Genomic DNA, 17,148 nt, shown 5'->3' with positions numbered 1-17,148 from the left:
ATTCTATATACTCTATTTTCTAAAGTACATTCAATAATTGTTCTTTTATCTTTTCCAGTTCGTCCTTCATTTGAACGACCAATTTTTGCATAGGGGCATAATTGCTTTTAGAACCGATAGTGTTGATTTCACGACCCATTTCTTGACTGATAAATCCTAATTTTTTACCGTTGGAGTCGTCACTATTAAGTGCTGACATAAAATAATCCAAATGATTTTTTAAGCGTACTTTTTCTTCCGTGATGTCAAATTTTTCAATGTAAAATACCAATTCTTGCTCAAATCTGTTTTCATCCACTTTTTCTTTCAACTCGGCAACACCTTTTAGCAAACGTTCTCTGACACCTTCAATACGTTCAGGGTCCATAGCGATAACGGCGTCTAATAAATCTGAAATATTTTTGACGCGATCAAAAAACTCAGACTCTAGGCTTTTACCTTCATCCAAGCGGTACTGCAGAATTTTATCCAATGCAGTATTGATCTCTGCGGCAATGTCATCCCATTCGTCTTCATCCATCTCATCACGCTCCGTTGTGACTGCATCTGGCAAACGAATAGCCATTTTAAGCAATTCAGTTTCGTCCCCGTCCACAACAGCTTTAAGTTGTTTGATGTACTGTTTTACGACAGTTTTATTGATTTGTGTTGAGGTTTCTTCGCCAGTAATCTCCATATATAAGGAAAAATCCACTTTGCCACGTTCCAATTTTGAAGCAATCAGTTTACGAATACCCAGTTCTTTTTCTCTGTATAATGAGGGCATTCTTGTATTCAAATCGAGGTTTTTGCTGTTCAGTGATTTGACTTCAATGGATATTTTTTTGGACGGAAGCTGTAATACAGATTTTCCGTACCCTGTCATGGATTGTATCATGGACTTATTTTAAAAGTTGCACAAAGGTAATGAAAATCATCAGGTTTAAAAGGGTAATAAATAACCGGAATTGTAGCCATACACTTAAATTATTTTAAATTTGCAAGCTTTAATGGTCAGAAAAGAACAAATGCTTTTAAAAGGATGCGTTGCTTTAATTTTTAGAATTAAAGTCTGTGTGCTCACTAAAACTTATAATATGAAAACAATGTACCTAAAGGAATTTGAAATACGATGGAGTGATGTAGATGCCAACAGACATTTGGCCAATTCAGCTTATGTAAACTTTATGAGCCATACACGAGTGGCATTTTTTGAGGACCATAACTTTTCATTGTCTAATCTGGCGAAGTTTCAGATCAGCCCCGTTATTTTTTACGAACATATTTACTACTTTAAAGAAGCGTTCTTGGGCACCCCAATCAGAGTGAGCCTTGAAGTTAAAGGGTTGAGTGAAGACGGTATGTTCTTTGAAATTGAACACAATATATACAATGATAAAGGAGAAAATTTGGCAACTTGTGAGCTTATGGGTGCTTGGATCAATTTAAAAACGCGTGAGTTGACACCTTTACCAGCGGAATTTTTGAAGGAAATGGACACCTTTCCAAAATCTGCTGATTTTAGAACATTGACGAAAGAAGACACTCGAAAATTCGGAAAAAAACCAGTTAAATTAAGCTAGTTTTCTAATCTTTATGAATTACTTTTTGGGCGGCCTCAACCGTTTTGGCGCTATTACCAATAAAAATTTGGTTGTTGTATATCACCACTGGCCTGCTTAAAAAGGTATAGTGTTCTAAAATATAATTTTTATAATCCGTTTCGGTCAGCGTTTTGTCCTTTAATCCTAACGTCTTGTAGCGTTGCGCGCGTTTGCTGAATAAAGCCTCATAGCTCCCAGCCAACTTGTGAAGCTCTTCCAATTGCGACGGTGTTATGGGTTCGCTTTTAATATCTTGAAGGACGACATCTGAAGGCAAATCCAAGGTTTTGATAATTCTGACACAGGTACTACAGGTTTTTAAATGGTAAATCTTGTTCAAAATAAAAATTTTGTGGTGCAATTGAAACGGTCAAAAATCTGCGTTGTATTTTTTCTGAGCTTAACAAATGTACCTAGTTCAACTTAGGTACGAGGTTAAGGATTTATTTTCAACACCCCTTTTAAATCGGCATAAGGCAATACTATTTTTGTTGCGCCTTGCGTATAGGCGGCAATTTCATAATTGTTATAGAGTAGGACTAACCCCTCTTTTGTAAATCCAATATTGGCTGGCAACTGAAAATCTTCCCCAAAGAAGAAATCTTCAATAGTTTCGCCTTCGTCTTCAGGTGTTGCTTGTTCTTTAAAGGCTTTTTCGGCAATAACTTTAAATTCGCTTTGGTTACTGATGATGTCATTTTCCTCTAAAAGCGCCCCCGTTTCAGGATTGAAATTTAAGTAGGTCAATCTGCTATTGCCGTGTGCACCACCAGTATCTATATACGATCGTAAACTGATGCTAACCACTTCGGCAGTCTCATATAACACGCTACCATCCACTTTTACTTCCCATTTCTGACTGGTATCTTGAAAATCTTTTTTGAACAATTTATATTCGTCGTCAAACTGTGCGACCGCTTCTTTAACTGAGATGTTGTTTTCTGTAGTTTCTGCCATATTCATGTCATTGGCAATTACATGTTCAATTTGTTGATTGATTTTTTCAACAACTGCTTTTGTCCCGACGGCTTTAGGATAGTTGATCACAATTACAGCATCTGCCGATGTTTCGATACGCTGGTTCTCAAAATTTAATTTGACATCTTCATTACACGCCGATATCACTAAGGCAATCAACAGAAAATAACTTATTTTTTTCAAGGGTAGTGGGGTTTTGTTAAACATTCAATAAAGGTATTACATCCTTTCGTAACCAACCAATTAAAGGTTAAATTTGTTATCATCAAAATTATATTTTATGAAATTCAACACCAAAACCATCCACGGAAATCAAGAACCTGATAAAGCTTATGGTTCAGTAATGCCTCCAATATATCAAACTACAACCTATGCGCAAACTACTCCGGGGGGTCATAAAGGTTATGAATATTCCAGAAGCGCCAATCCTACACGTACGGCGTTAGAAAATGCCTTTGCAAGTATTGAAAACGGTACTCACGCGATGGCTTTTGGTTCTGGTTTGGCGGCCATTGATGCCGTGTTAAAGCTTTTGAAATCTGGTGATGAAGTGATTTCAACAAATGATCTTTATGGTGGGACGTACCGCTTATTCACCAAAATATTTGAAGGTTTTGGGATTAAGTTTCATTTTGTGGGTATGGAAAACGCTTCCAACATTGAAGCGTATATCAATACAAACACAAAATTGATCTGGGTGGAAACCCCTACCAATCCGATGATGAATATTATTGATATTAAAGCGGCTGCATTGGTGGCCAATAAACATAATATTTTATTAGCGGTAGATAATACCTTTGCAACCCCTTATCTGCAACAGCCTTTAGATCTCGGTGCTGATATCGTTATGCATTCTGCAACCAAATACTTGGGTGGCCATAGTGATGTGGTTATGGGAGCGTTGGTTGTAAAAGATAAAGGATTGGCAGATCGACTATACTTTATACAAAATGCGAGTGGTGCAGTTTGTGGTCCGCAAGACAGTTTTTTAGTGCTACGGGGCATCAAAACCTTACATATTAGGATGCAGCGTCATTGTGAAAACGGAAAGGCTGTTGCTGAATATTTAAGACGTCATCCTAAAATTGAAACCGTATACTGGCCAGGGTTTGAAGACCATCCTAATCATGACATTGCAAAAGCACAGATGAAAGATTTTGGAGGGATGGTTTCTTTTACGACCAAAGGAAATAACTATGCAGAAGCCATCAACATTGTTGAAAAACTAAAGATTTTCACTTTGGCAGAATCCTTGGGCGGGGTAGAATCTCTTGCCGGGCATCCAGCAAGTATGACGCATGCGAGCATTCCTAAAGAAGCCCGTGAAAAAACCGGTGTGGTAGATTCTCTAATTCGTTTAAGCGTAGGTATTGAAGATGAAGAAGATTTAATTGCCGATTTAAAACAGGCGATAGGATAGTATGAATTACCGGATAGATAAAGTAAAAAGCAGATTTAGACTTGGTTTTTTTTAATCGAGATAATAGATATATCCAAAATTTAGCCACACCAAATAATCATTTGCTTTGTTGGATGGCAATTTATGATCTAGGCCATCAATAGTGTCCCTAAAATAATATTGCCATCTTAAATCTAGCATCAAATCTGACAATATGGATAATTTGTAACGCATACCAAGACTCCCCACAACAGATAGTGTGGTTCCCGGATCAACGTTTATAAATTTATCATCCCTAACTCCATCAGGGTAAAACCAAGGATCATAATAATTGGTCAAATTAGTGGGGTCTTTATCGCCATAAGATGTTGCCACCTTGGGGTAATATTTTGTCAAATGAACCCCTAAACTTACAAACGGAGCAAGCGCTCCAACCCTTACAGAAAAGGCTCTAATGCTCAATGGAAAATACTCCAGTTGGCTGCCAATATCAAAGTTTGTGGCTTCACCAGAATGCGCTCTTAACTTATCGGCCCAAACACTCGTTCTTATAGGTTCAACCCATTTTCCAAAATGTTCCAGCTTGGTTTGGTTCCAAGAAATTTCACTTCTAACTTTAAAGTGATCATTAAAATAGGTGTCAGTGGTATAGCACGAACAATCTGCTCTATAAGAAAAATTTATATAATGGATTAGACCTATCCCTATACCCGTATTGCCTGAGTTGGTTTCAAAATTATAACGTTGGCCAAAATCTGACTGAAATGCCACAGGCCCTGCAATAACGCCTATTTCATGAGAAAATCCTAATTGGGCATAACCAGCTGAAAATCCTATTAAAAAAAGCGCTAAAAAGGGGAACTGTTTTAATTTAAGCGCCATGTGCTTGCTGGTAATTAAGGTTGTTGGTCCAAACAAATATATGAAAACAGAGTTGAACTGCAAACAGAACATTCATTTCGTGGTAGTTATAATTTTATTATCCAGTTAAAGGTAAAAACCCTGCTCCNNAATCCATAGTGGTTTATTTAATTGGACTCCCAAAAAGCAAAAAAATTATTTCAACGCCGGTCAATGTAGCTCTAAAAAGCGCAAGATAATGTATCTTTGGAATACCAAATATTATATTTATTCTTAATAAACTGATAAATGAAAGACAAAATTGATTCTTTTTTAGAGCTTGTAAAAAAAAACAATGCCCATGAGCCAGAGTTCTTACAAGCGGTGCACGAGGTCGCAGAAACTATAATTCCTTTTATAGAGGAAAACCCTAGATACCAAGGAAAAATGTTGCTTGAGCGCATTGTTGAACCAGAACGCACCATAATTTTTAGGGTACCTTGGGTGGATGATAAGGGAGAGATACACGTAAATAGAGGTATTAGGGTGGAGTTTAATTCTGCTATTGGTCCGTACAAAGGTGGTCTACGTTTTCATCCCACTGTAAATTTAAGTATTCTCAAATTTTTAGGATTTGAGCAAACCTTCAAGAATTCGCTTACCACATTGCCCTTAGGCGGAGGTAAGGGCGGTTCTGATTTCGATCCAAAAGGAAAGAGTGATAATGAGGTCATGCGCTTCTGTCAATCTTTTATGAATGAGTTGTACCGTCATATTGGTCAAAATACAGATGTTCCTGCCGGAGATATAGGTGTTGGTTCCCGCGAAATTGGCTATATGTTTGGCCAATATAAAAAAATAAGAAATGAGTTTACCGGTATTTTGACGGGTAAAGCAATGTCTTATGGCGGCTCCGTAATTAGACCTGAATCTACTGGTTATGGTTGTGTGTATTTTGTAAAAAACATGCTGGCCGTTCAAAATGACAGCTTAAAAGATAAAACAATATCCATCTCAGGCGCAGGAAATGTCGCACAATACGCTTGTGAAAAAGCCACTGAGTTTGGTGCTAAAGTGTTGACCATGTCTGATTCTTCAGGTTATATTTATGATCCTGAAGGTATAGATGCTGATAAATTGGCATTTATTATGGATCTCAAAAATGTAAAACGCGGCAGAATTAGTGCCTATGCTGAACACTACCAGTCAGCATCATTTTACGAAGGGCGTCCGTGGGCTGTACCATGTGATATTGCTTTACCATGTGCCACGCAAAATGAATTAAATGAAGAAGAGGCCAAAATCCTTATCCAAAATAAGGTAATGGCTGTTGCAGAAGGGGCTAATATGCCGTGTACACCTGATGCCATTGAAGCGTTTCAAAAAGCACGAGTGTTGTTTGGGCCTGGGAAGGCTTCTAACGCTGGTGGGGTTGCCACTTCTGGATTGGAAATGAGTCAAAATTCGCTACGTTTAAATTGGGATAGAGAAAAGGTAGATGGCAAATTATACGATATTATGGATAACATCCATCAATCTTGCGTGACCTACGGTAAACAAGAGGATGGTTTTATTGATTATGTAAAAGGTGCAAATATTGCTGGTTTTGTAAAAGTAGCAGATGCAATGTTGGCACAAGGTGTAGTTTAATACACAAGAGAACAACACTTAAAAAAGACTTTTATAATGCGTTATAGAAGTCTTTTTTGTTTTCTTAATACCAATGAATAACGCTGAAATGTCGTTAGTAATAAATATCTTTGACACCTATTAACTAGCTATGATAAAACTGATTACAGCGCTTTTTTTATGTTGTGTGGTAAATGGGTCTTACGCACAGGATTTTTCGGACTTGTGGCAGGGCTATTTTTCCTATAATGATATTAAGGATGTTGTTAAAGGCAATAACAAAATTTATGCTGCTTCAGAAAATGCAGTGTTTACCTATGATTTGTCTACTGCCCAATTGGAAACCATCACGACCCTACATGGCCTGTCGGGCCAAACGATCACTACCATTGCTTACAACGACACTTACGGAACCTTATTGATTGGGTATGCCAACGGACTGATTGAGGTTGTTTCTGGACCTGAACACAACATCTTATCTGTGGTTGATATTCTTGATAAACAGACCATTCCGCCAACTCTGAAACGCATTAATCATTTTAATATGAGTGACGGGCTGGTGTATATCTCCACTGATTATGGGATTTCGGTATATGATTTGGAACGTCTTGAATTTGGCGATACCTTTTTTATTGGGAATGGCGGCAATCAAATTAATGTCAATCAAACCACTATACTGAACAATACACTCTATGCCGCCTGTGGGAATAATAATGCGATTAAATCAGCAGATGTTTCCAATCCTAATCTTATTGATTATCAACAATGGAAAACCTTAGGTAATGGTAATTTTGTATCTGTAGCACAAGTCGACAATCGCTTATACGCCGTGAAAACAGATCAGGTTATTTATGAAATTAGAAATGATGCTTTCACGGCTTTATTTAACTATTCAGGAATTCCTCTAGACACAAAATCGGTAGATAATAAATTGGTGGTAACCACCCCAGATCGAATTTACGTTTACAACAGTAGCTTTAATCTACTGACCACTGCGACACTCACAGCTGAAAACAATACACAATTTACGAGTGCCATCATCACTGAGAATATGATTTTTACAGGTACGAAACATTTGGGTGTTTTAAAATCAAGCTTTTTAAACGCCACTAGTTTTGAAGAAATAAAGCCAGAGGGACCATTGATGAACGATGCTTTTAAGATTGAGGCAGCACATAACACGCTTTGGGTAACCTATGGTGATTATACAGAATCTTATAATCCGTTTCCTTTACGGAGTTATGGTATGAGTCAAATGATTGATGACACGTGGAAGAATACACCGTTTGACGATCTTTTAACAGCCCAGAACCTAAATTATATTGCTGTGAATCCATTTAATCCGTCCCAAGTATTTATCAGTGCCTGTCAACAAGGCATTCTTGAGCTAAATGGGGAGGTTCCAAAAATTCTTTTGGATCACACCAATAGCGGACTGGAATCTTTGCGGGTGCCTTCGTCTCCATCAACAGTTTCTGTAAGACAAACGGGGTCTTTATTCGATAGAAATGGAGTATTGTGGACGCTTACATGCAGGGTGGATAAAGCTTTAAAATCCTTTAACCCGAGTACTGGCGAATGGCGTGGCTATAGTTTTAAGGACATTATCCCAGATGCATTTAATGATGAACTTGGTTTTGGAGATATTACCATTGATAGAAATGGGACCAAATGGATTGGCGCTTTCCGCAAAGGTGTGATAGGCTACAATGAAAATGGGTCTAAGATTAAAAATTTGAATACCGTAGCTCAAAATATGCCAAGCACTGTGGTCAACGCGGTAGCTGTGGATAATAACGGTCAACTGTGGATTGGCACCATTAAAGGCTTAAGGGTGCTTTACAATACAGCTGGATTTTTTGAAGATTCCAACGCCAATGTCAAGGAAATTGTGGTGCTTGATGATGGCATTCCTCAAGAATTATTGTCCAACCAATACATCACCGATATTAAAGTAGACGGTTCTAATAATAAATGGATTGGCACGCTTGATGCTGGAGTTTTTTATTTTTCTGCTGACGGACAGCAAACCATCTACCATTTTACTACAGATAATTCGCCATTGCCTTCCAATTTCATCAAGGATATTTCCATAGACGCTCAAAACGGAAAGATTTATATAGCCACCGCAAAGGGGCTTTTATCCTTTACTTCTGGAGGCTCAACTCCTAAGGAAGAATTGACCAATGCTTTTGTATATCCTAATCCCGTCAGACCTGAATATAATATTCTTGGCGCCAGCAGTTTAAATGATATCAATAAAGGCGTCAAAATTAAAGGTATTACAGAAAACGTTAATATTAAAATTACAGATATTGAGGGTAATCTTGTGGCAGAAGCACAATCTAGAGTCAATTTAAGAGCGTCAAGTTCTAGTTATAATTTTGCCATAGATGGTGGTACTGCTATCTGGAATGGTAAAAACTTAGCGAATAACATTGTAGCCTCGGGCGTTTATCTTATTATGATTTCTGATTTGTACTCTTTTGAAACCAAGGTCCTAAAACTATTGATTATCAGATAATGGCTTTACTCAAAAACATATGTTAGTCAAAACCAATGCTATTGTACTTTCAAAAATAAAGTATGGAGACCATGACGTGATTGTAAAATGCTACACTAAAAACCGTGGTGTGGTCAGTTATTTGCTGAAAGGCATATTGAAAAGCAAGCGGAGCAATTCTAAAATTGCCTATTACCAACCGCTCTCACAACTGGAAATTGAAGAAAACTACAAAGCCAATCATTCTTTACATTTTATAACAGAAGTTAAATTGAGTATGCCTTACCAAAGTATGCATACCAACATTTTAAAAGGGGCTATTGTGATGTTTTTATCTGAAGTGTTGGCATCTACATTAAAAGAGGAAGAAAGCAATCTCTCATTGTATGAATTCTTAGAAACTACCCTTCAATGGTTGGACCATGAAACGGAATTCGCTAATTTTCACCTGCTGTTTCTATTGGAGCTCAGCAAGCATTTAGGGTTTTATCCAGATACGACCCAGACCAGCTTTCCTTACTTCAATTTAAGCAGCGGCAGTTTTGAATTAAAACCCCAAAACAACTATACTATTTCAGGAGAAAATTTAAAATTCTTAAAGGCGCTATTAGGCATAAAATTTGATGAGCTAAGTACCATAAAAATGACCTCTACACAGCGGCAAACTTTATTGAACACCATGCTATTTTATTTTGAATTGCACCTGACCGATTTTAGAAAGCCAAAATCCTTACAGGTGCTAAATCAAGTATTTAATTAAAACTGACCACCATTATATGAAATTTTTTTTGTCATTATGTACGTTTCTGCTCATAAGTGTTTCAGCACACTCACAACGTGTTAAGATTTTAGAAGAAACGACGGGTCTTCCTGTTGCGGGGGCCGTAATTTATAATGCGTCAAAAGTTAAATCCACCATGTCTGATATTGACGGTGTTGCTAATTTAGGTCAATTTTCTTCTGACGAAATTATTTTTGTCGAGCATTTGCTGTATCAAATTAGCAGTTTCAGAACCTCTGATATCGCTAATAGAACCATTTATCTTAAAGCCAAAATAGAAGGTTTAGAAGAAATTGTGCTGTCGGCATCAAAATTTCAACAGAGCAAGCGGGATATACCTCAAAAAATTATAAATATCAGTGCAAAATCTATCGTGTTTTCAAATCCTCAAACCAGTGCCGACTTATTGGAAAGTAGCGGAAACGTGTTTATTCAAAAAAGTCAAATGGGTGGCGGGAGTCCTATGATTAGGGGGTTGTCAACAAATCGGCTGTTAATTACAGTAGACGGCGTACGGATGAACAATGCCATATTTAGGGGTGGAAATTTACAAAATGTTATTTCTATAGATCCGTTTGCAATTCAAAATACAGAGGTCACACTAGGTGCGGGTTCTGTAGTTTATGGGAGTGATGCGCTTGGGGGAGTGATGAGCTTTTACACCCAAAACCCCCGTTTGTCGTATGCTGATTCTTTATATTTTAAGGGTCATGTGGTCACGCGATATGCCACGGCAAATAAAGAAAAAACAGGACATGTCGATTTGAATTTTGGGATGAAAAAATGGGCATTTTATAGCAGCATCAGTTATACTGATTTTGACGATTTGCGCATGGGAGATCACGGCCCAGCTGACTATATCAGGCCAGAATATGTGCGAACTGTTGACGGAACTGATCAACTAGTTGCGAATGGCAACCCGTTGATTCAAGTGCCCACAGGGTATGATCAAATCAATTTTTTGCAGAAAGTGCGTTATGAGCCTAAAGAAGATTGGACCTTTGATTTAGGATTGTATTACACTACCACCTCTGACTTTTCAAGATACGACCGATTGATTCGCTATAAAGGTGATAATTTGCGTTCCGCTGAATGGAATTATGGTCCGCAACGTTGGTTTATGGGGAATGTGCAAGTGACAAAACTGAGCAGTAATTCTAATTTATATGATAAGATTCAAGCGACTCTGGCTTACCAGAATTTTCAAGAAAGTCGGATGGACAGAGATTATGCTAAGCCAGACAGAAATATCAGGGAAGAGGCGGTAGATGCCCTATCGGCAAATTTAGATTTAGAAAAACAGTTAGGCACTAGAACAGAATTGTTTTATGGCTTGGAATATATTTACAATCACGTGACGTCTTCAGGAAATGAAGAAAATATCCAAACAGGAACGACTGTCCCCACCGTTTCGCGTTATCCCAATGGATCCGATTGGCAATCTGTAGCCGCTTATACAAGTTTGAAGTTTAAACCCAATCCGAAGTTTGTATTTCAAACCGGTATGCGCTACAATCATGTGGTTCTAAACGCTGATTTTACGCAGAATAATGCCTATTTATATTTACCGTACACCAATACAAAGATTAATACCGGAGCCTTTACAGGGACGGCGGGTGTCAACTGGAATCCCAATCAGACCTTAGCATTGAAATTTAACGCTTCATCTGCCTTTAGAGCGCCTAACATTGATGACATAGGGAAGGTGTTCGATTCTGAGCCAGGAGCTGTTGTTGTGCCTAATGACGATTTAAAACCGGAACATGCCTATGGGCTCGAACTAGGGCTAAAGTTGAACTTTGAAAATAGAGTTATTGTCGATATGGCCACATATTATACCTACTTAGATAATACTCTGGTACGCCGGGATTTTACACTCAATGGGGAATCTGAAATTATGTATGATGGTGAATTGAGTACCGTTCAAGCCATTCAAAATGCAGCAGAATCCCGAATTTATGGATTTGAAGTGGGCTTAATGGTGAATTTTACAGACGCTTTGAAATTAAAATCAAATTATAATATTATTGGGGGTAGAGAAGAAGATGATTTTGGAGACAATACACCCCTACGTCATGCTGCGCCTCAGTTTGGAGATACACACTTGACATGGCAAAAAGATAAACTACAATTGGATGCGTTTGCAACCTATAATAGTGAATTGTCCAATAATCAATTGGCGACTTCAGAACAAGGTAAAGACTATATGTATGCCTTAGACGCCAATGGCAAGCCTTACTCCCCATCTTGGTACACGCTTAATTTTAGAACCCAATATCAGTTCAACAAAGCGGTATCTCTGACGGTAAGTTTAGAAAACATTACAGACCAACGTTACAAAACCTATTCCTCAGGAATTGCAGCTCCAGGGCGTAACCTAATCCTGTCTTTAAAATATACACTGTAAAACCGGGCTTGAAAATCACTCGAAGTGACAATGTTTACCTGTTGTCAGTTCGAGTGTCCCGAAAGCTTCGGGAGTGTTTTTAATAATGGATAAGTTGTTAAAGCTTTCGGGATGTATCGAGAACCTTAGGTTATTAAATTATAAGTTTTGGTACGCTTCTCGATACTATTTTCAATCACTAGGGTGCTTGAAAATCACTCGAAGTGACAATGTTTACCTGTTGTCAGTTCGAGTGTCTCGAAAGTTTCGGGAGTGTTTTTAATAATGGATAAGTTTTTAAAGCTTTCGGGATGTATCGAGAACCGAGTGTCTCGAAAGCTTCGGTAGTATTTTTGAAAAAGGATAAGTTCTTAAAGCTTTCGGGATGTATCGAGAACCTTTAGGTTATTAAATTTCAAATTTTGGTACGCTTCTCGATACTATTTTCAATCACTAGGGTGCTTGAAAATCACTCGAAGTGACCAATGTTTACCTGTTGTCAGTTCGAGTGTCTCGAAAGCTTCGGGAGTGTTTTTAATAATGGATAAGTTCTTAAATCTTTCGGGATGTATCGAGAACCTTAGGTTATTAAATTATAAGTTTTGGTACGCTTCTCGATACTATTTTCAATCACTATGGTGCTTGAAAATCACTCGAAGTGACATTCTCAACGCTATTATAATAGTGAATTTCTTGTTTTAGCAACGTTTTAATAATCGCTTCGTAATAATTCGGTCATTTGATAGTACTACTCGGGCAATATAGACTGCTTGGCTCGCTTGATTTAATTCATAAATTTCCGTGCTATTACTGCCCCTAAACTCATGCAGTTTTCTGCCTAAAAGATCAAAAATCTCCACTGATTTAATCGTTAGATGCTGCCCTGTTGAGAATTGAATATGACCGTTGTTGAGTTCAAAAATTGACAAATCCTCAATCTGAGAGGGAGCGTCCACGACAGCTAAGATGTGGTTCTCAAAATAAATCATAAATCGATCCCTAAAGTCGCCCGTTGCCGAGGTAAAGCTATAGTCGCCAGTAGAAAAGTCGTGGGCAAGGTCTAATAAATTATCTTTAATATAAATTTTGTGTTGGTCAAAGAACGGTCCTTGGGTCTGGGCAATAGAAAGTGCGTAACGTGTGGGTTGGGTCATACTTGTGTAAAATGCTAAGGGGAGTTGCTCTTCTAAAGATAAACTTGTTGGTGATTTGCCTTGAATTGCATATTTTTTAGTAAGTGTTGGGATTTCAGTATAGATGCTCGCACCTATCCCTGAAGAGGAATTGCGTTCTGCATCATAAGAAAACCCGTCAAATCCATCAGTAGCACCCTCAACATACGCCACTAAAATTTGGTTAAATATACCATTGTCTGAAGTCAGATTGATCCAAAACTTATTAGGCACTTCTGTGTGGTCATTTCTAAAGAATTGCGAGTTACTAGTGGCATCTGCCATCCTCATAGAGTTTTTAAAAGTTAAGGTGCCACCACTTTTGATGCCCTTAACAAAAAAACCTTGGCCTGAAGGAATAAAACCTAAGGGGATAATCTTATTGGCGCCTGCAATGCTGCCACTACCCGTTGTGATAATCGCATAATCAGCACCGTTAAAATTAAGCGCTTGGTTGCCTGGGTTGCTGGCCAGGGGAGGAGAGAAATGAGACCATAGATAAGCAGCCCCGTCTATAACCTCTGCATTAGCGCTGTGGACCATTTTAAAATCAATGGCAGATGCATACGGGTTTCCAACAAGATTCCAGTCGTTATCCGTAGGGAAACTATTGGTGAAAATGGGTACATGAATATTACCTGTATTAAATTCGCCATGAAATTCTGTGGTATCTATTCTCGGAAATGGAACGTCTGTTGTCTTAGAAGTGGCGGTATAACCAACGCCAGGTATCATACGTCCTGTGGCTACTTGCCAATCATCACCATTGTCGTCAACATTATTCCCGTCGATGTCTAAATAATTGGAGGCTTCAAAATAAAAGCGTCTGCTAGGCTTGGCCATGTTTAGAGTTCTTTCAACAGTTTCATTGTGCACTGGAGAACTCCAAAAGGTGTAATCGTACCATTTTTGTTTGAGGGCAGTAGACTTTTTTACATGTGAAGTACCGGTATTCCTCAAACTAAAGCTCCCTGCGGCAGAATCATCTCCTCTTTGTACCAGCGCCGCTTTGGATTCTACCACAATTTCTCCGTAATGAGATGCGGTGTTACCTCTGACAACCACATCGTTGGTGACTTCTACATAATACCCATCTGTAATATGTAATTTATAACCTGAATTTACGATGAGGCTACAGGTTGTAAAGCTACCTGTTTTGGATGTAGCACTATAATTTCCATCAATTATACCGATGGTTTTAGTGTTAGGGAGTGTTGGGCTCCAGCCAGAACCTGTCCAAGTGGTTTTTATGATTTTCAGGGGCACCACATGAGTAGCCTGATAACATTTGGCATTATTTTCACGAATCTGCGCATAAAATTGATACCCGTCAAAATTTTCTAAGTTTAGTATGTTGAGGTTTGAAGTTTGCTGTCCAAAATACATCGGGTCTGTGGGTGAAACTTCTATCCAACCTGCAGTTTTGGGCGCATTGTAAAACCATTGATATGCTAATGGTAAACCACCCTGAACACCTTCATTTGCGGAGATCAATAAGGATGTGGTTACATTACAGTTGGACAGGGGGGGTGTTGGCTGTAATGTGATTGTGGGAGATGCGCCACCTGAAAAATCGAAAACGCCAATGTTAGAATAATCGTTGGTGTTACACGACGTTGCTCCAGAGCCCACCCAATCAATCACATTCCAATCTGCGAGATTAAAATTAGGATTTGGAAGTTTGGATGCTGAGTTTGACCGTCTAAAGTTAAAACCCCGATCGCCAGTAATAATGGTGGCGTCCATCCACGTTTTATCCATATACACGCCAAATTCATCAACAACTATCGTATTGTTAGATTTTAATAATCGCAAGACATCGTGCTCATTGTCTTTTTTATTAATGCCTACCAAGGTATTCTTTTGCTGCGCCAATTGCCCGTTTCCCCCAATTTGAGGGCAGGTGTTACCGGATGTGGGTGCATTGGTAATTCCAACCGCAATGGTATAGGTGGAATTATGTGCTAAGTTTACAGGATTAAATTTTAAAGTGTTAGTAGCTGTTGCTGCGCCATTATTATAAATCCCCAACGTGTAGTTTCCTAAAGCAACTGTAGCACCTGTGCCATTGTAAATTTCAATATAACTTAAGCCGCCGGCCGTAGCATCGGTCACCTCGCTAATCAATAAATCGGACAGCACAGCACTGCCTTCACAACCGCCAATACTGCTGTCTATAACTGTAAATGGTGTCATACTCATACAACCAATACCGTCTACAATCCTTATATTGCCCGTAGCGGCACCAGCCGGTATGGGCAGCTCAATTGTTTTTGTGTTGATTAAGGTTACTGCCATTGGAATCCCGTTGATGGTTGCTGAAGTGCTGGGCCCATAATTAGACCCATTAATGGTGACAATGGTTCCCGCAGGACCACTCATTGGAGTTATGGCTGTGCTTGTGGCTATACAGCGACCGGTGCCCCGAATTGCAAACGTATAAGGATTTTCATCAGTATCATTATTCTCGATGGAAACGGTTGCATTTCTTACGCCGGCAGATAAAGGAGAGAATTGTACTTCTAACAGTGAATAGGTGTCGGGTGCAATAATGGATTCAGGAATTACTGTAATTGTAAAATCTCCTGAGTTTACCCCTAACACCGTAACGTTTAAAATGTTTAAGCTTAGATTTCCTAAGTTGCGAATGCGATAAGATTTAGATTGTGATGAACCTATCAATTGGGCTGCAAACAAAGTGTTGTCTGTACCTTGTGGATTTGTGTCACCACTAACAATTTCAGGAAAAGTACCCACATTGCCTTCAACTCTAATTTCTGGAACTTGGGCAAGCGTAGAAAATACAAAACTCAGAGATGCAAATAGTACTAGGTTGAATTTTTCATCCATAATTATATAAATAAATAATTACCTGTTACCACCTCAAGCACTTAAAGATAATTTAAAATGTGTAACAGTCAACGTGTTACATATTTTATTTTATTAACAAAATGTTGCTATTTTTGCATATGCAATCACATAAAACGTATACGGTTGAGGAAGCCCTAAAAAAAATGGAATGGTATTGCAGTTATCAAGAACGCTGCCATAAGGAAGTCACTCAAAAGCTATACGGCATGCATATGATTCCTGACGCCATTGACCATATTGTGGTGAAATTGATGCAGGACAATTTTTTAAATGAAGAGCGCTATGCGAAAGCATTTGTCAGCGGAAAATTCAGGATTAAAAAATGGGGAAAGCAGCGGTTAACGCGAGAACTCAAACAAAAGGATATTGGCAAAACATTGATTACTATGGCACTTCAAACCATCAGTGATCAGGAATATTTGGAGACATTTCATACGCTGGCTGAAAAAAAGGCAGAGAATATCAGAGAATCCAATTCTTTAAAGAACAAGAAAAAACTAGCCGATTATCTTTTTTACAGAGGTTGGGAAAGTCATTTGGTGTATGATAAGGTGAATGAATTGTTTTAGGGGTGAGGTTTGAGGTTTGAGGTTGTGCGAAGTATTAAAGTGTGTACTTGAAGGGTTAAAAAAAACTGCGTCATTCTGAAGAACAACGCAGTTTTAAATTAGTGAAACTCAATTTTTAAAAGTTGCGAAGCAATGAATTAAAAATTGTTAGTTGAACTAATCCCGCTTTTTAGCGGGATCCTTGGGTTTTATTCCCCGACGCTCTGCGTCGAAATAAAAAAGGAACTTCTACTTGATACCTCGTACCCTTGGGTCGAGGTTGTTCATTTGCCCTTTATCGCAAGTTGATAACGATAACTTATCCGGTGTGTTTTTGTTGAAATTAAATCGGAAAATGATTCATAAACTTGGGCAATCCACTACCTTTGCACTTTTAAAATTTCAACGTGGTTTTATCGCAATATACTAAAGAATTTAAGTACAACTTAAACTTGGCA

Annotated in this window: 12 protein-coding genes; 7 read left to right on the top strand and 5 right to left on the bottom strand. The window is 38.4% G+C overall.

Annotated features, from left to right (window positions below):
• Positions 1–19 precede the first annotated feature (19 nt).
• Positions 20–877 (bottom strand): YicC/YloC family endoribonuclease, encoded by an 858-nt coding sequence (locus JEM65_RS15695; protein ID WP_199601469.1) that lies wholly within the window; start codon positions 875–877, stop codon positions 20–22.
• Positions 878–1,085: 208 nt separating this feature from the next.
• Here JEM65_RS15695 and JEM65_RS15690 point away from each other — a divergent pair, with 208 nt between their 5' ends.
• The gene (locus tag JEM65_RS15690; protein ID WP_199601585.1) at positions 1,086–1,562 is read left to right on the top strand and encodes an acyl-CoA thioesterase; all 477 of its coding nucleotides are present in this window, start codon (positions 1,086–1,088) and stop codon (positions 1,560–1,562) included.
• 4 nt (positions 1,563–1,566) lie between these two features.
• Here JEM65_RS15690 and JEM65_RS15685 read toward each other — a convergent pair whose 3' ends face one another.
• On the bottom strand, positions 1,567–1,923 hold the full coding sequence (locus JEM65_RS15685) for an arsenate reductase family protein (RefSeq protein ID WP_199601468.1): 357 nt from the start codon (positions 1,921–1,923) through the stop codon (positions 1,567–1,569).
• Positions 1,924–2,018: 95 nt separating this feature from the next.
• Positions 2,019–2,744 (bottom strand): DUF3298 and DUF4163 domain-containing protein, encoded by a 726-nt coding sequence (locus tag JEM65_RS15680; RefSeq protein WP_199601467.1) that lies wholly within the window; start codon positions 2,742–2,744, stop codon positions 2,019–2,021.
• Positions 2,745–2,841: 97 nt separating this feature from the next.
• Here JEM65_RS15680 and JEM65_RS15675 point away from each other — a divergent pair, with 97 nt between their 5' ends.
• Positions 2,842–3,981, top strand: coding sequence for a cystathionine gamma-synthase (locus tag JEM65_RS15675; protein ID WP_199601466.1), 1,140 nt, complete (start codon positions 2,842–2,844; stop codon positions 3,979–3,981).
• Between the two features lie 51 nt (positions 3,982–4,032).
• Here JEM65_RS15675 and JEM65_RS15670 read toward each other — a convergent pair whose 3' ends face one another.
• Positions 4,033–4,842 (bottom strand): THC0290_0291 family protein, encoded by an 810-nt coding sequence (locus tag JEM65_RS15670; protein ID WP_199601465.1) that lies wholly within the window; start codon positions 4,840–4,842, stop codon positions 4,033–4,035.
• Positions 4,843–5,109: 267 nt separating this feature from the next.
• Between JEM65_RS15670 and gdhA the strand changes: the two genes are divergently transcribed.
• The 4 genes from gdhA (at position 5,110) to JEM65_RS15650 (ending at position 12,120) form a co-directional block, all read left to right on the top strand.
• Positions 5,110–6,450, top strand: a complete 1,341-nt coding sequence (gdhA, locus tag JEM65_RS15665) for an NADP-specific glutamate dehydrogenase (RefSeq protein WP_199601462.1) — start codon at positions 5,110–5,112, stop codon at positions 6,448–6,450.
• A 130-nt stretch (positions 6,451–6,580) separates the two neighbouring features.
• On the top strand, positions 6,581–8,953 hold the full coding sequence (gene porZ / locus JEM65_RS15660; protein ID WP_199601460.1) for a type IX secretion system anionic LPS delivery protein PorZ: 2,373 nt from the start codon (positions 6,581–6,583) through the stop codon (positions 8,951–8,953).
• A 19-nt stretch (positions 8,954–8,972) separates the two neighbouring features.
• Positions 8,973–9,692, top strand: coding sequence for a DNA repair protein RecO (gene recO / locus JEM65_RS15655; protein WP_199601458.1), 720 nt, complete (start codon positions 8,973–8,975; stop codon positions 9,690–9,692).
• Positions 9,693–9,708: 16 nt separating this feature from the next.
• Positions 9,709–12,120, top strand: a complete 2,412-nt coding sequence (locus tag JEM65_RS15650) for a TonB-dependent receptor plug domain-containing protein (protein ID WP_199601456.1) — start codon at positions 9,709–9,711, stop codon at positions 12,118–12,120.
• Between the two features lie 677 nt (positions 12,121–12,797).
• On the opposite strand, the gene JEM65_RS15645 is transcribed toward JEM65_RS15650, so the two are convergent.
• Positions 12,798–16,121 (bottom strand): choice-of-anchor D domain-containing protein, encoded by a 3,324-nt coding sequence (locus JEM65_RS15645; RefSeq protein ID WP_199601454.1) that lies wholly within the window; start codon positions 16,119–16,121, stop codon positions 12,798–12,800.
• 119 nt (positions 16,122–16,240) lie between these two features.
• On the opposite strand from JEM65_RS15645, the gene JEM65_RS15640 reads away from it, so the two are divergent.
• Positions 16,241–16,711, top strand: coding sequence for a regulatory protein RecX (locus JEM65_RS15640; protein WP_199601452.1), 471 nt, complete (start codon positions 16,241–16,243; stop codon positions 16,709–16,711).
• Positions 16,712–17,148: the final 437 nt, after the last annotated feature.

The organism is Gelidibacter salicanalis, from assembly GCF_016469035.1.
GTDB lineage: Bacteria > Bacteroidota > Bacteroidia > Flavobacteriales > Flavobacteriaceae > Gelidibacter > Gelidibacter salicanalis_A.
The sequence above is the reverse complement of the archived record's forward strand: the minus strand, read 5'-3'. Positions and strand labels throughout refer to the sequence as shown.

Excerpts from the sequence above, each read along its gene's own strand:
- JEM65_RS15640 (WP_199601452.1), top strand. The coding sequence starts at position 16,241 with ATGCAATCACATAAAACGTATACGGTTGAGGAAGCCCTAAAAAAAATG.
- JEM65_RS15675 (WP_199601466.1), top strand. The coding sequence starts at position 2,842 with ATGAAATTCAACACCAAAACCATCCACGGAAATCAAGAACCTGATAAA.
- gdhA (WP_199601462.1), top strand. The coding sequence starts at position 5,110 with ATGAAAGACAAAATTGATTCTTTTTTAGAGCTTGTAAAAAAAAACAAT.
- JEM65_RS15690 (WP_199601585.1), top strand. The coding sequence starts at position 1,086 with ATGTACCTAAAGGAATTTGAAATACGATGGAGTGATGTAGATGCCAAC.
- JEM65_RS15695 (WP_199601469.1), bottom strand. The coding sequence starts at position 877 with ATGATACAATCCATGACAGGGTACGGAAAATCTGTATTACAGCTTCCG.
- JEM65_RS15645 (WP_199601454.1), bottom strand. The coding sequence starts at position 16,121 with ATGGATGAAAAATTCAACCTAGTACTATTTGCATCTCTGAGTTTTGTA.
- porZ (WP_199601460.1), top strand. The coding sequence starts at position 6,581 with ATGATAAAACTGATTACAGCGCTTTTTTTATGTTGTGTGGTAAATGGG.
- JEM65_RS15650 (WP_199601456.1), top strand. The coding sequence starts at position 9,709 with ATGAAATTTTTTTTGTCATTATGTACGTTTCTGCTCATAAGTGTTTCA.
- JEM65_RS15670 (WP_199601465.1), bottom strand. The coding sequence starts at position 4,842 with ATGGCGCTTAAATTAAAACAGTTCCCCTTTTTAGCGCTTTTTTTAATA.
- recO (WP_199601458.1), top strand. The coding sequence starts at position 8,973 with ATGTTAGTCAAAACCAATGCTATTGTACTTTCAAAAATAAAGTATGGA.